Raw genomic sequence first — 15,414 nt, 5'->3', positions numbered from 1 at the left:
CCTGATTGAACAACAGAGACTTCTCTGCTGTCATAGATCAGGGGCTTTTATAAATAACTATCCAGTCATCCTCAGTTTGAGATTGATCGTGTACTTGATTGATCCGATGGATATTTTATTGAACAAATGCCCCTGCTGCGGTTCACACAACCGGAGATTCCAAAAAGATGAAAGTACTGATTGCACCAGCCTGTACGGCAATTGCCATGGTCATTGGCTGGTTTGTTTACGAACAGTCGCTCAAAGACACCCAAACCGCCCCCAAGACCATCATCACCGAACCCATCGCGGTCCAGGTAACCCGCTCCACCCAAAAAAATCTCGAGAAGCGCATCACCCTGGTCGGTAACCTCGAAGCAGGTTCCCAGGTTGAAATACGGACCCGCTACAGCGGCTATATAAAATCGATGCCCTTCGATGTCGGCGACCAGATCAAGGCCGGTGAAGTCATTCTCGAATTGAATGACTCGGAAAACCAGGAGCTGGTGAGTAAGTCTCAGGCGGCACTCACTGTGGCCAAAGCACAGCTTAAAGCCCAGGTCACTTCACAGGAACTGGCACAAAAAGCATATCAACGTTTGCTAGTGCTGCAAAAATCAGGTGTGAGCACAAAACAGCAGATGGAAGAGGCACTCGCCAGCATGGCCATCGAAGAAGCCCAGACCGAGCTCGAAGAAGCACGTGTCGAGCAGGCTGAATCAGACCTTGAACAAAGTCGCCTGCGGTTGTTGGAAAATAAAATTCTGGCACCCACCAACGGATTTCTGGCGGAACGCCTGGTCGATATCGGCGATCTCGCAAAGCCCGATGTCGCACTCATGAAAATTGTCAATCTGGATCATGTCCGGACTGTGGTCCACATCGTTGAAAAAGATTATGAAGATGTCAAAGTCGGACAGAAGGCTGTCGTCACTGTCGACACCTTCCCAGGCAGAACATTTAACGGACATGTGAAACGCAAAGCCCCCGTGCTCGATCCCCAGACGCGTACGGCTGCTGTTCATATTGAAATTCCTAATAGTGATTTCTCGTTAAAACCCGGCATGCACGCCCGTGTGCAAATCGTGTTCGAACACCGTCATAAAACGAATGTCCTGCCGATCGCTTCCCTGACCCGTCGAAAAGACGGTCCGGGATCAGCTGTCTTTATCATCGGGGGAAATCCACCGATCACAGAAATACGGAACATTGAGGTCGGCATCAATGACGGTGAACTGGTTGAGATTCTCTCCGGAATTAACGCGGAAGATCTGGTTATTACACTGGGAAATCGACTGGTTGATGAAGGCCAGACGGTGACCCCGATTGAGGTCCCCATGGACGAGGTTCTTCAAGCACCATCACCCATACCGCAGAAAACGAATTTGTGATCAGGCGGATCCCATTTTCTGTATAACAGCATGACCGCTGTTAAATCATTGAAGAATCATTTATGTCCCTGACCCGACTGGCAGTCCAACGCCCGATTACAACTCTCATGGCCTCTCTGGTACTGGTCATGCTGGGTTGTGTTTCCCTGTCGCAACTGGCAGTGGATCTGATGCCGGACGTCCAGAACCCCAGTGTCAGTGTGATTACGATCTACAAGGGCGCCGGCCCTAACGAAGCAGAAACGCTGATCACCCGCCCTATCGAACAGACACTCAGCTCTGTCTCGGGTGTCGAAAATATCCTCAGCAGCAGCATGGAAGGCAGCAGCACCGTACGACTGCAGTTTCAGTGGGGCACCGACCTGACGCTGGCGATTAATGAAGTTCGTGATGCGCTGAACAAACTAAGAAACAGTCTTCCCGAAGGAGCCGAAGATCCTTATATCCGACACTTCGATGTGGCGGACAGCCCGATTATCTATCTTGGTCTGAACAGCGAGCTCGACCCGATCACATTGACGCGGCTGACAGAAAATCAAATTATCCCCCAATTTGAGCAGTTGGAAGGCGTTGCTCGCTTACGCATGCGGGGCGGCATTATCCGTGAAATTCAAATTCAGCTGGATCGCAGCAAACTCGAATCACTGAATATGGGTGTGAATGAAGTCATCAATGCGTTAAAGAAAGAAAATATCAACCAGCCTGCCGGAAACTATGAGGAAGGCAACCTCAACCTGCATATCCGTAGTCAGGGAGAATTCACCAGCCTCGAACAAATTGAAGACACAGTCGTCCGGGAAGCTTCCGGCGCCACTGTTCATGTCCGGGATATTGCCGAAGTCGTGGATGGAGAACAAGAGCGTACCGAGCTGACCCGCATGAACGGACAACCGGGTATTCTGCTGTATGTCTATAAACAATCCGGAGCAAATACGATCAGTGTCAGCGACCGGGTACAAAAGCAGTTGGAACGAATTAACAAATCCATTCCCGATGTCAAATTGAGTATCCGTGTTGATAAATCCGAGTTTATCAGGCAGTCGATTGCCAATATTCAGGAAGCGGCACTCTACGGCATGGGCCTGGCGATTCTGGTACTGATTCTCTTTCTGAGAAGTTTCCGCAGCATGTTCGTCATCGGCACTTGTATGCCTCTGTCCGTGCTGGCAACCTTTATCCTGATCTACTTCCAGGGATTTACGCTGAATATCATCTCATTCGGCGGACTCGCATTGGGAGTTGGTCTGCTGGTCGATAATTCTATCGTGGTTCTGGAAAGTATCTTCCGTAAGCGGGAAGAGGGGCTCGATCCCATCACTGCTGCCATTGAAGGTACTGATGAAGTCTCGGCGGCAATCATCGCCAGTACTCTGACGACGCTGATTATCTTTCTGCCTCTGGTCTTTATTCAGGGGACGACCGGAATCCTGCTGCATCAGCTGGCATGGGTGGTTTCGTTCTCTCTCATCTGCTCCCTGTTTGCCAGTCTGACATTGACCCCCGTCATGAGTGCTTATTGGATTCCAGACGAATCCAAAGTGGTCCACGCACGCTGGTTCAGGCCCTGGTTTGTGGTCATTGATGCATTTCATAATATGAACCACAAGTTTTTGTTGTTACTCGAACGACTTTATGGACGAATCCTACGTTTCAGCTTAAAGCACGCGACCATCACCGGTTTTCTGCTATTGCTCTGTTTTACAACAACACTCGGCTTATCCCCGCGCATCAAAACCGAATTTCTCCCCAAAACAGACGAAGGAGCCATCAATGTGTTTTCACGGATGGCAGCTGGCATTCAACTGAGAAAGCTCGATCAGCAGACACGGATTCTGGAAGAGGCAACCATTAGTTCCGTTCCGGAAGCAGTCACAGTCGCTTCCTTTATCGGGGATAGTGCTGATGACGCAGACCGCTGGAACCGCACGACGTTACGCATCAAGCTTTCGCCGCGCAGCGAACGGGAACGGGGTATTGATGAAATTCGGAAGTCCCTTGATGACGCCATCGGTCCGATACCTGGCATGAAAGTTCAAGTCAAAGCACAGACTGAGATGATGCTGATGCGAATGATCAGCCGCGGTGGCAGCGGAGATCTCGTTGTCCAGGTCGCTGGTCACAACCTGCAACTTTCACAAAAAATTGTCGACCAGGTTGTGGGAGTCATGAAACAGATTCCCGGCTTAATTAACGTCGAAGCAGAAATCTCAGATAAACGCCCAGAGCTGACTGCTTCGATCGACCGGAAAAAAGCCGGGCTGCTCCAAATCAGTGTGCAGGATATCGCACAAACCCTCGAAACCACGATCCAGGGCACCGAAGCCACTCTCTATCGCGAGGAAGGCGATGAATATCCGGTAATCGTTCGCCTACGTGAAAAAGACCGCGACCATCTTTCAGATGTACAACAGGTCGGCGTTACTACAGCCACCGGCCGGACGATTCCACTCAAAAACCTGCTGCAGTTTGATGCCGATGAAGCACCGGTTGTCATCGAACGACAGAACCAGCAGCGAGTGCTTCGCGTTTTTGCCGATGTCGAAGGCAGGGATCTGGGAAGCATCGTTCCCGAGCTGGAACAGCACCTCAACTCCATCCAGATTCCGTCCGGGTATTCCATCCGAGTCGCCGGCGACTGGGAAGAACAGCAAAAAAGCTTTAATGCACTAAAGCAGGGTTTTGTGCTCGCCATCATTCTGATGTATATGGTTATGGCATCCCAATATGAATCATTGCGAGACCCGTTTTACATCCTGTTTTCCGTACCGCTGGGCATGATTGGTGTCATCTGGGTTTTTGTATTCACTGACACGACTTTGAATGTGCAGTCTTTCATTGGTATCGTAGTCCTCTCGGGAATTGTCGTAAACAACGCCATTGTGCTCGTTGATTATATCAATCAATTACGCAGACGATTTCCAGAAAAGCCGATCACCGACCTGATTCTCCAGGCATCCACTCGACGATTTCGTCCAATTCTGATGACCACCCTCACCACAGTTCTGGCAATGATCCCGATTGCCCTGGGCTGGGGCGAAGGAGGCGAATTACAGGCCCCCATGGCCCGTGTTGTAGTGGGTGGTCTGCTGGCGGGGACCATCATCACGCTCCTCGCGATCCCGTTAATCTATCAATCCTGTACATCAACGGTAAAAATAGAAACGCAGGAACCTCAGTCAACCACTGGCGGAGAGGGTCTCCTCGCGCAACAGGTAAAATCTACCTGAAATTGCTGGTAAACACGGTCTACGATAGCATCAAATCAACTAGAGTGTCTATAATACGCGTCAATAGAATTGCCAGACAGTTCGTCTTCGGTTCTTAAATTGCACACTGCAATCTGATCAGCATCTATCTCATCTGTGGGCCTCTGGATAATCATTCTGATTATGATGAATCAAAAACCTTCTCTCATATCTGAACCAATACCGTATAAAACTCTTTTTCCCTGGCTGCATCTCTTTCGCATCTTTCGACTGGCTGTCGATTTTCAGAAAATTTTGCTGGCCTCGGCAGGACTGCTGCTATTGCTTCTGGGAAATCATCTGTTTAACAAACTACCTTTCGCACCGCCGCAACAGCCGGGAAACATACAGCAGGTTCAACCAAATATCCTGTTCCCACCGCAATCTCCCCAGCAGATGCTACAACCGCTTTCTGGCAGCAGTTTGCTCAGAGAAAACAGCTTCTCCGCGTTCGGCCTCTTCAGTGATGGTACGTCACTGCTCGAGCCGATGTCCTTTTTTACAGAACCTGTTACAGCGCTCTTTCGAATCGATGCCAGCTGGAGTTCTCTGGCTTTTGCGACGACACAACTTTTATGGGCCGTTATCGTCTGGGCGGTTTTGGGTGGTGCCATCACCAGAATCGCCGCCATTCAGTTTGCACAGGACGATCACATCGGAACCCGGGCTGCACTGCGGTTCTCCCTGAAACGCATTCTTTCTCTGGTCAGCGCCCCCCTGCTCCCTTTTGCGGGGTTGGGATTTTTCTGGATCTTATGCCTGTTGATCGGTCTGTTCGGTAATATCCCTGATGCAGGCGGAATCATCGTCAGCATACTCTGGGGTCTGGCGTTCCTGTTTGCGTTTGTGATGAGCCTGATTCTGCTGGTCACACTCGCAGGCTGGCCTTTGATGATGACGACGATCAGCGTGGAAGACAGCGATGGATTTGACGGTTTGAGCCGCATCTTCAGTTATGTGTTTGGACGCATCTGGTATTTTCTCTGGCTCGTAATCGTCACACTCTGCTATGCCTCAATCTGTCTGTTCTTTGTAGAACTACTGATCCAGCTGGTCTCACACCTCTCCTTCTGGGGAGTGAGTTGGGGAATGGGCAGTAAACAGGCAAGTGAATTATTCCACCAGAATCAAAATACACTCGCCACGACCATTTCCATGGGCTGGGGATCGATCCTCAATATTCTATTTACCGGATTCGTGATCAGTTTTTTCTGGTCAGCTAATACGGTCATCTATTTTCTGCTGCGGAAATGTGATGATGGCACCCCCCTCGATCATGTCTACAATGCCGACGAGGATCAGGAACCGACGGACGAATTGCCACTGGCAGGGGTTGCGAAAGCAGGAGAGCCTGTCATCGAACGACCTGTCACACCGAAAGAAGCCGCCGAGCCGGAAAATCAATTGAACCAGGAATCAGAAGAAACATCCTGAAATGAAGCTGCTGCTATAGAGCCACTCATTCGTGAGGAGACGCAAATACGCCGCTGAACAAGGAGAGCTTCGCATAAGAAACGGGAGCGGAAAAACGTCGCGTCTGGTAACTTACCAGCGGAAGAGCCCGGTCCCCCAGGCTAACCCGGCTCCGAAACCGCTCAGGAGAATGGTATCGCCGCGGTTGATCAGTCCCGCGTTAAATGCTTCATCAAGCACAATCGGAATCGATCCCCCTGAAGTATTCCCATAGCGATCCAGGTTGTTGAATACTTTGTCCTTGGGAATCCCCAGTTGCTCACAAGCGGAGTCAATGATCCGGATATTTGCCTGATGCATCAGGAACAGATCCACGTCGTGTACGCTCATGCCGGTTTTAGTCAGCATCAGATCAATTGAATCGGCAACAGTTCGGACAGCCCATTTGAAAACGCTGCGACCATCCATATTTAAAAAGTGACGTCCTTGTTTGATGTCTTCTGCGGTCGCAGGATTCCGAGTTCCACCTGCAGGGCGATCCAGCAAAGAACAACCACTTCCATCAGAACCGGTCTGATAGCAGGCCAGCCCCTGATGAGGGTCTCCCTTAGAAAGCAGCACGGCGCCAGCGCCGTCTCCAAATAAAGGTGCGACGCGTCGGTCTTCCGGATTGACGATACGACTGTTGCAGTCCCCACCAATTACCAGCGCGAGTTTACTATTCCCTGTCGCTACATATTGGGCTGCCGTCACTAATGCATACATGAACCCGGCACAAGCAGCCTGTAAATCAATCGCGGGAGCATCCAGCCCTAATCGATCCTGCACCAGACATGCGACCGAGGGACATTGGAAATCGGGAGTAAATGTGCCGACAATCAGCAAATCAATATCTTCTGGATTCACGCGGGCAGCGCGAATTGCCTTCTGCGCTGCTTCATAACACAAGTCACTTGTCGCCATCTCTGCTGGAGCATGCCGACGTTCCAAGATACCAGTTCGTTGTTCAATCCATTCCGGGTCAAAACCAAAACGCTCCTGAAGATCCTGATTCGTAACAACATTGTCTGGTACGTAAGATCCACTCGAAACAATTTGTACTCCCAACAATGAATTAGTTCGTTGACTAATCACCTGGCGACCACGCTTGCTCTCTATTTTTTTATTCTCAGGTGATACTTTGATCTGCTGATTCAGCAAACCGGACGCATCCAGAACTGACTCAAGGTCAGTCGACTTTACCTGATTTTTTGATTGATACTTTAAAGAAATCTTGTGCATGTTCCTGACATCCTTATTCAGCATTTGTCAAACTCTAAACTTGGTTCAGAGTCCAACCTCCATTCAACACGAATCCCATCGTGATGCAGCACAATTCCACACAAGACAGGATCTTAACATATTAAAGAGCCTGTGATAAATGCAGATGCACTAAGTGATTACCAAAACGTTCCCGCATTAATAATCAATAAGCTATAAAGATTGGTTGTGAGAAAGGAAATGCTCGAATCCCACTCGTCATGATCAGTTAGGACGACTTCCTAAGTGACTGACAATGACCGCAAAGTATAGCGATTCATAAAATTGGAAACTAGCGAAATATAGAAAATTCCAGCTATCGTATAATATAGGTAAAATTAACAGTCCTGCAAACAAACATAAACACCTATTTTTCCATATTCCACATCAAATATCATGGTCATTTTATCTATTCTCACAGCGGCGCTACTGCTGGTCGACCAGAAAAAGCCTCGATTTCAGGCAACATCTTCGTTCAAAGCCTGATTCGTAATCCGATAATTCATTTCGGTCTCGAACGCGTGCGCCAGGTCATAAGTCCGTTTGACTTCGACACTGATGCCATACCCGCGTGTTTCCAGCACTCGCGCCCGAACCGCCATCCCGAATTCAAAGGCACAGACAACCTGCAATGTCCCTTCAACAGGAGGGAAAAGTCCGATATGCACAACGCTGGCTTTCTGGTTCTTCGCAAACTGAACGAGAGTCCCGCCTTCAATCACCTCACAGCCATCCGGATCTTTGGACCGATTCATCCACTGTGAACGCTTTTCTCTGCGTTCATCAGCCTCAGTCATTTCCTGAACAGCATCACTCTGTCCTAGCAATGCCTCAAACAAGGCTTCGTTGCTCTCTTCACTGCTCGTAGGCTGCTCGAACTCAGACTCAGGTTGAATGGGAACCGAATCAGCGAGATCAGGAGTCTGTGAAATAAGATTCCTGGCGTTCGGCTTACTGAATGCTAGAAATTCCGATTCCGACTCGCTTGTCCCTTCACGATCAAGCACTTCCAATACGCCGGCGAAAGCCAGAAAATAGGCCAGACTGAAGAAGAGAATTCCCGTCAGGTTCAGTCCATCCTGCGGCATAACCGAAAGCATTCCAGCCAGGACCGGTAAAACTAGCGCTAATGTTAAACCATGCTTTTGCCGGCTGGAAAGATTCATTAACCGTAACAAGCGGATCAACAACAGTGTCCCCGTTGAAACACAGGAAAGCAGGCCGCCAATCGTCAACAGAGGTAAAAAACTCTGCTGTATTTGAAATAGCCCTGTCCCCCGCATCAGCAAAAGCAGACTGGCAAACACAAGATTGCCGCCAATTAAAAAAAAAGGGAAGAGCCACCTCAGCCGAGGCGGCTTTCCCTGAACTGGTCGATCTGTGGACTGATTTTGACGATGATTTGATGTTTTCATGACGAGCATCCTCCATTCTGCCCGGCGAGAGTGACTTCAAGACTCACACATCCCCTGAAATCAGGAGATGGCAAATTGAGGTTCAGGAACTTCTGCTCCCAAACCGGCAGCATCTCTCAACTCTGCAGCTTTGTCTGTTGCTTCCCAGGTAAAATCAGAATCATTGCGGCCAAAATGACCACCCCAGGTCGTTTTTCTGAAAATGGGACGTCGCAACTGTAAATGATTGATAATTCCCTGTGGACTCAATGGGAAAAGATCTCGAACCAGTTCCGAAATCGTCTCTTCAGGAATGACCGACGTCCCCTTGGTATCAACATAGATACTGGTTGGTTCAACCACACCAATGGCATAAGAAAGCTGAACTTCACATTCAGTCGCCAATCCGGAGGCGACGATGTTTTTCGCGATATATCGTGCCATATATGCAGCGGAGCGGTCGACCTTGGTCGCATCCTTACCGCTGAAAGCACCGCCACCATGACGCCCCCAGCCTCCATAGGTATCCACAATGATTTTGCGGCCTGTCAGACCAGTATCGCCGTGTGGACCACCAATCACGAATCGACCGGTTGGATTGATATGATATTTGGTCGCATCACTCAGGAAGTTAGCTGGAATCACTTCTTTGACAACGTTTTCAATGATGAACTTGTGAATTTCTTCCTGAGTCACATCATCCGTATGTTGAGTCGAAACCACCACTGCGGAAACACCAACCGGCTTTCCGTCTTCATAATCCACCGTCACCTGGCTTTTGCTGTCTGGTAATAACCAGTTCACTTCACCATTCTGACGAATTTCCGTCAATTTGTTTAAAATGCGATGCGAGAGTGCAATCGGTACTGGCATATACTCTTCGGTCTGATTGCAGGCATAACCAAACATCAGCCCCTGGTCGCCAGCCCCTTCTGCATCGACCCCCTGGGCAATGTCTGCACTCTGTTGATGCAGTTTTACCAAAACCTCACAGGTATCTGCATTAAAGCCGATATCATTGCTGGTGTAACCAATATCACGGATCACATCACGGGCAATTTGTTCGTAATCGACTTGTGCATCACTTCTGATCTCACCCGCCAGAACTACAAAGTCCGTCGTACACAGAGTTTCACAAGCGACGCGTGAATTAGGATCGCCAGCAAGTAATGCATCCAGAATACCATCCGAAACCTGATCAGATACTTTGTCAGGATGTCCCATACTGACAGATTCACTTGTGAACGAAAAATTAGCCATGCGTCACTCCACCCTTTTTGCATTTAATTACGTGATCATGAAATGTGTAGCCCGATCCGGACCGACTCTTGAGTATGTATCTGCTGAATGATAGCGTTGTCCGTGCTGTCATTATGGTCCCAAAGCCTTTGGAGAGAATCCCAAAAACCTGGTTCCAAGCGAATGCCCCGAGAGCCACTTCAACCTATGATACTTAACATGAGAGACCGCATCACCTTTGGGAATGCGATCCAGCAAGAACTATTTCAAAATAATTGTAGAGCTACGGAATCAACTCAACAAGAGTTCCTCTACCCCTGCTTGCCCTTTTGGACAAGGTTTCTCAAAATTGAGCCCTGAATTGAACCAGAACGTTAAATCACGGAATGCCTCAGGCAGCCCGATCACAAGACGAGTCTTTACTCGATACAGCTAAAGGGACTATCAATTCAACGGTTCGAGTTGTCGCTCCCCGCTGATTTAATACAAATTCCTGTGCTCGCTTGCCTTGATTTCTGGCAGATTCGGGGTCTTCCAGCCAGCCTGTTAAAGTGTCAAGCAATTCTTCCTGGTCCTGCACGACCGTTGCTGCCCGATGCTGAATTAAGGCATCGACCACATCTTTAAAATTCCACGTATTCGGCCCGAACATCACCGCTGCACCGAAACCGGCCGGCTCGATCATATTCTGCCCGCCTCGCTTGGTCAGACTCCCCCCGACAAATGCGAATTCAGCCAAACCCCAGCAGGCTTTCAACTCTCCCAATGTATCCAACAGGCAAATCGCCGGCTTATCACTGGTAGAAAAGGGTAAAACAGAGCCCAAATCGTCCCGGCTCCGATGACTGCGACGAATCAAAGGCAATCCGTATCGTTTCACGATACCGGCGACTTCTTCAAAACGTTCCTGATGTCGGGGAACAAGAATCAGCCGCAACTGGGGATACCGCTTTCGGGCTTCCAGATACACATCCAGCGCGATCCGTTCCTCGGGTGACTGAGTACTCCCCACTACCAGAACCGACTCCGACGATTTCAACTGAAACGTATTTCGCAATTCATCGGTAAGGGGATGATTCCGTTCAATCTGAATCCCATCAAACTTAATCGACCCCGTCACATGAATTCCCTGGGAATTCCCTCTCAGGTCAGCAAACCGGTCGGCATAAGTCTTTGTCTGGACGGCGATCAGATGCAGTCGGCTGATCAAAGGCCTGATCAAAGGACGAATCTTCTGATAGCCACGAAAACTATTTTCACTCAAGCGGCCGTTGATGATTGAAATGGGGACTTTCAATCGGTCCGCAGCCAAGACAAAATTTGGCCAGAACTCCATTTCGACCAGAAATACGGCCGTCGGTCGAACACGCTGCAATGCACGCGTCACTGCCCAGGAAAAATCTAAAGGATAGTAACAGATTGTATGCTGGGGAAATTTCTCACTCGCAACTGAATATCCGGTATGCGTCGTCGTCGAAATGACAAATTCGACACCGGGATTCTGCGATTCCAGTTCTTCCAACAGGGGCGGTAACTGCAAAACCTCTCCCACACTTACGGCATGAAACCAGAAGCAAGGCTTGGGGCTATCACGTACAGGCAGACTTCCCAGAAACTTTTGATCCCAGCCGGATCGATATTTCTTGAGAACCAGAACTCTGTAGATAATCACAGGAGAAACCACTGCCAGAAACAGACAGTACCCCAGATTCAATATACATGAAATTAAACGCACGGGATTCCATTCCCCTGGTAGAGATGAACGACGTTATTCTCTGAAAATCACAGGTTCTTTCCACAACACTTCTTAAACTTCTTACCACTTCCACAGGGACAGGGGTCATTCCTGCCGACCTTTGGTTGTTGATTCACAATTGGCTCGACAGATTGCTCTGCTGGCTCAGGAGCACTCTGCTCATCACCAACAGGCTCATCGTAGTTGTAATCATCTGTAACTTCTTCATGGACTGTTGAAGTCACCTGCCATAAAGAGCCGACAAAATCAGGACTCTGTTTTTCCAGTCGGAAGATTGCCGAGGTCACCTGCTGACCGATTCGCCCCCACATCGAATCAAAGGCTTTCATACCTTCACGACGGTATTCTACTTTGGGATCTTTTTGGGCATATCCTACCAGACCAATGCCGGACCGCAGATGATCCATATAATACAGATGGTCTTTCCAGGAAGTATCCAGCACTTCCAGGATCAGCGAGCGTTCCGCCTGACTGAGTTCCGGACGATACCGCTTATTATAAGCCTGATACAATCGGCCTCGAACTTCATCATCGGTTAATGGCTCCAGCTCTTCAGTCGTGACATTCAGTTCCAACTCTTCGTTGGCCCAATTGGCAATTTCATCCAAAGCCGCCTTATGCTCACCGGAATGGACGCCATTGCCTGAAACGGTTGAGCTCTCACCCGCATAAGCCTTTGAGAGAAGCTGTTCGATTTGTGCTGAAGCTTCCCCATTCACGAACACCTTTTCGCTTTCCGCAGAAAGGATGTTTTGAATTTCACTGAGTTGCTTCCCTTTTAACGCTTCCTGATCCAGATTGGAATGGAATCGTGAATTAGCCCACTTCACCAGACCAACACGACTGTTTGCTTCATTGCCAGACTGCTGATTCCCCAGGAAGTTATACATCCCGACGGTCACCGGAAATGAGACTTCTTTTTCCCGGTAGAGCTCTTTCACGATCTCCAAAATCTTTTCTTTGGCTTCAGACACACTCAGGTCTTTGAAGTCGTTCGGATCGGCTTCAATCCCGAACTGATAATCCAGATATCCTGCCAGAGAACGGGTGCCCCAGTCCTCATCCAGAAATGCCTGCAGTGGTGTGAAATCAATGCGTCCAATTGCTTTCTGAGCATGATCGAACAGTGTCTGATGCAAACCATCGCGGCCAATTTTCTTCAGCTCGCGATCATTCAGATTCAGATTAAAATGCGCATTCGTCCATTTGGAAAGGGCCTGCCAGTTCCAGTCATCTTCATATTCTTCCGGAAGATTTTCACTGATCTGTTCGGCAATCAAATCGTCGGCCTGTAGTGTCGCTTCATCTTTCAGATAGCTGACCAGTTGATCGTAGGTCATGTCACGAATATTCGAGGCATCAACGTCTATATGCGCTTCCTGGCTACACCAGGCAGCGATTGTGTCCCAACGATAATTCTTATCGAGCAAACGCTCGGTTTCTTCATCCACCTGACGTTGGATCATCTCCAGAATCAGGTCGCGACAATTGCAACCATCCAGAATCTGCTGACGGTAACCATAAACGGTCTTACGCTGTTCGTCCATCACTTCATCGTATTCCAGCAGATGCTTTCGCTGTTCAAAGTGACGTTCTTCAACTTTCTTCTGGGCGCCTTCAATTCGCTTGGAAACCATGCCACTTTCAATGGCTTCCCCCTCTTCCATGCCCAGGCGTGCGAGGATATTTTTCACCCACTCGCCAGCAAACACTCGCATCAGCTTGTCTTCCAGCGACAGGAAAAAACGGCTGGAACCGGGGTCCCCCTGACGTCCAGACCGACCACGTAACTGCAAGTCAATTCGGCGAGAATCATGACGCTCGGAGCCAATCACATGCAGGCCCCCCAGCTGCATCACTTCCGCGGCTTCCACATCCATGCCTTCCCGTTTTTCAATGTCTTTGACCAACTGGTCCCATTCCGCTTTGGGAACGTCTAAACGGGATTCATATTTCTGACTCAGTTCATCCCAGGCGATATGCTCGGCACTTCCCCCCAGAATAATATCGGTACCACGACCAGCCATATTCGTGGCGATTGTCACAGCCCCTTTTCGCCCTGCCTGCGCAATGATTTCTGCTTCGCGCTCATGATTCTTAGCGTTGAGGACATTATGGGGAATTCCATATTTGCTCAGACGATGGCTGACGATTTCTGATTGTTCAATCGAGACCGTACCGACCAGAATTGGACGCCCCTCTTTGTGAACTTCACGCACTTCGTCGGCGATGGCGGTCCACTTTTCTTTCTCGGTCTGATAAATCACATCGGGAAAATTAATTCGCTGCATCGGTCGGTTCGTTGGAATATTGACGACATCCAACTGATAGATCTTCCAGAATTCTTCCGCTTCCGTCATCGCGGTACCGGTCATCCCGGCCAACTTGTCGTACAGCTTAAAGAAGTTCTGCAGGGTAATTGTCGCGAGAGTCTGAGACTCTTCCTTGATCTTCACACCTTCTTTGGCTTCCACAGCCTGATGCAGACCATCGCCCCACTGACGTCCCGGCATCAATCGGCCGGTATGATCATCTACGATAATCACTTCGCCCTGCTGCACCACGTAATTCACATCACGTTTATACAGATGATGGGCTTTGAGCGAATTATCAATCAAATGCGGCCACTCCATATTTCCCGCAGTATAAAAGCTCTCAACGCCCGCCAGCTCTTCGGCATGCTTGACGCCTGCATCTGTCATGTGACAGGTATGTTCTTTTTCTTTGACCTCAAAGTCCACGTTGGGAGTCAGTTTGAGTGCGACGGCATTGGCCTTGGAATATTTCGTCAGATCATCCTGGGCAGGTCCGGAAATGATCAGTGGCGTTCGTGCTTCGTCGATGAGAATATTATCGATTTCGTCCACCACCGCATAATTCAGAGGCCCTTGTACCTGTAGCTCTTTCACAGGCTTCATATTATCCCGCAGATAATCAAAACCGAATTCGTTATTCGTTCCGTACGTGATATCGCAGGCATAGTGCTTCTGACGTTCTTCGGGTCCCATACGGGATTGAATCGCCCCAACAGTCAGCCCCAATGCGATATGAATTGGTCCCATCCACTCCATATCGCGCAGTGCAAGGTAGTCGTTGACTGTCACAATATGGACCTTCCCTGCCAACGCATTCAGATACGCAGGCAATGAAGAAACCAGAGTTTTCCCTTCCCCAGTTACCATTTCGGCAATCATACCTTTGTGCAGAAAGTATCCCCCGATCATCTGTACCGGATAATGTCGCATATTCAAATTACGCCGCGCAGACTCGCGCACCGCAGCAAAGGCATAAGTGAGAAGATCATCCAGCGTTTCCCCAGCCGCCAGGCGTGCGCGCAGCTTGGCTGTCGTCTGTCGCAATTCTTCATCGGAGAGCTTCATCAACTCCGGTTCGAAACTGTCGATCTCCGCCAGCATCGAACCAGGCACGATTTCGTCTTTGCCCTCTTTATCTCGGACAAAGCCCAGCTTGCGAATTTGACGTTCATTCGAAGAACCAAACAGGCCCGTCAAAAATCGCTCCAGCCATGTCGTGACTGTCGTTAACCATTCACCCAGTTTGTCAAGGAATTCCATTTTTTAACCTGAACTCGAATTCTCGAAAATAGTCTTTATATAGATCAGGCGGATCAGAGCCCGACTGTCATACTGGCAGTAAGCATGTTCCGCTCCGGAATAAGCAAAGTGCGTAACAACAAC

The 15,414-nt window shown here is 49.2% G+C and carries 8 protein-coding genes; 3 read left to right on the top strand and 5 right to left on the bottom strand.

Annotated elements, in window-relative coordinates:
- Nucleotides 1–167 precede the first annotated feature (167 nt).
- The 3 genes from Enr17x_RS10460 (at nt 168) to Enr17x_RS10450 (ending at nt 6,049) form a co-directional block, all read left to right on the top strand.
- Nucleotides 168–1,370 (top strand): efflux RND transporter periplasmic adaptor subunit, encoded by a 1,203-nt coding sequence (locus Enr17x_RS10460; protein ID WP_145308449.1) that lies wholly within the window; start codon nt 168–170, stop codon nt 1,368–1,370.
- 62 nt (nt 1,371–1,432) lie between these two features.
- Nucleotides 1,433–4,597, top strand: a complete 3,165-nt coding sequence (locus tag Enr17x_RS10455) for an efflux RND transporter permease subunit (protein ID WP_145308447.1) — start codon at nt 1,433–1,435, stop codon at nt 4,595–4,597.
- A gap of 162 nt (nt 4,598–4,759) precedes the next feature.
- Nucleotides 4,760–6,049 carry a hypothetical protein gene (locus Enr17x_RS10450; protein WP_145308445.1) on the top strand — a complete coding sequence of 430 codons (1,290 nt, stop codon included), beginning with the start codon at nt 4,760–4,762 and terminating at the stop codon, nt 6,047–6,049.
- A gap of 111 nt (nt 6,050–6,160) precedes the next feature.
- Here the strand turns inward: Enr17x_RS10450 and Enr17x_RS10445 are convergent, their stop codons facing one another.
- The 5 genes from Enr17x_RS10445 to secA form a co-directional block, all read right to left on the bottom strand.
- Entirely contained in the window at nt 6,161–7,300 is a 1,140-nt protein-coding gene (locus tag Enr17x_RS10445) for a 3-oxoacyl-ACP synthase III family protein (protein WP_198001183.1), read from the bottom strand.
- A 485-nt stretch (nt 7,301–7,785) separates the two neighbouring features.
- Nucleotides 7,786–8,742, bottom strand: coding sequence for a hypothetical protein (locus Enr17x_RS10440; RefSeq protein WP_145308443.1), 957 nt, complete (start codon nt 8,740–8,742; stop codon nt 7,786–7,788).
- A gap of 60 nt (nt 8,743–8,802) precedes the next feature.
- The gene (gene metK, locus Enr17x_RS10435) at nt 8,803–9,981 is read right to left on the bottom strand and encodes a methionine adenosyltransferase (protein WP_145308441.1); all 1,179 of its coding nucleotides are present in this window, start codon (nt 9,979–9,981) and stop codon (nt 8,803–8,805) included.
- Nucleotides 9,982–10,351: 370 nt separating this feature from the next.
- Nucleotides 10,352–11,695, bottom strand: a complete 1,344-nt coding sequence (locus Enr17x_RS10430; RefSeq protein ID WP_145308439.1) for a 3-deoxy-D-manno-octulosonic acid transferase — start codon at nt 11,693–11,695, stop codon at nt 10,352–10,354.
- A gap of 47 nt (nt 11,696–11,742) precedes the next feature.
- The gene (gene secA, locus Enr17x_RS10425) at nt 11,743–15,291 is read right to left on the bottom strand and encodes a preprotein translocase subunit SecA (protein ID WP_145308437.1); all 3,549 of its coding nucleotides are present in this window, start codon (nt 15,289–15,291) and stop codon (nt 11,743–11,745) included.
- Between the last annotated feature and the right edge of the window lie 123 nt (nt 15,292–15,414).

This window comes from Gimesia fumaroli, assembly GCF_007754425.1.
Lineage (GTDB): Bacteria > Planctomycetota > Planctomycetia > Planctomycetales > Planctomycetaceae > Gimesia > Gimesia fumaroli.
This window is presented reverse-complemented; position numbering and strand designations above follow the sequence as displayed.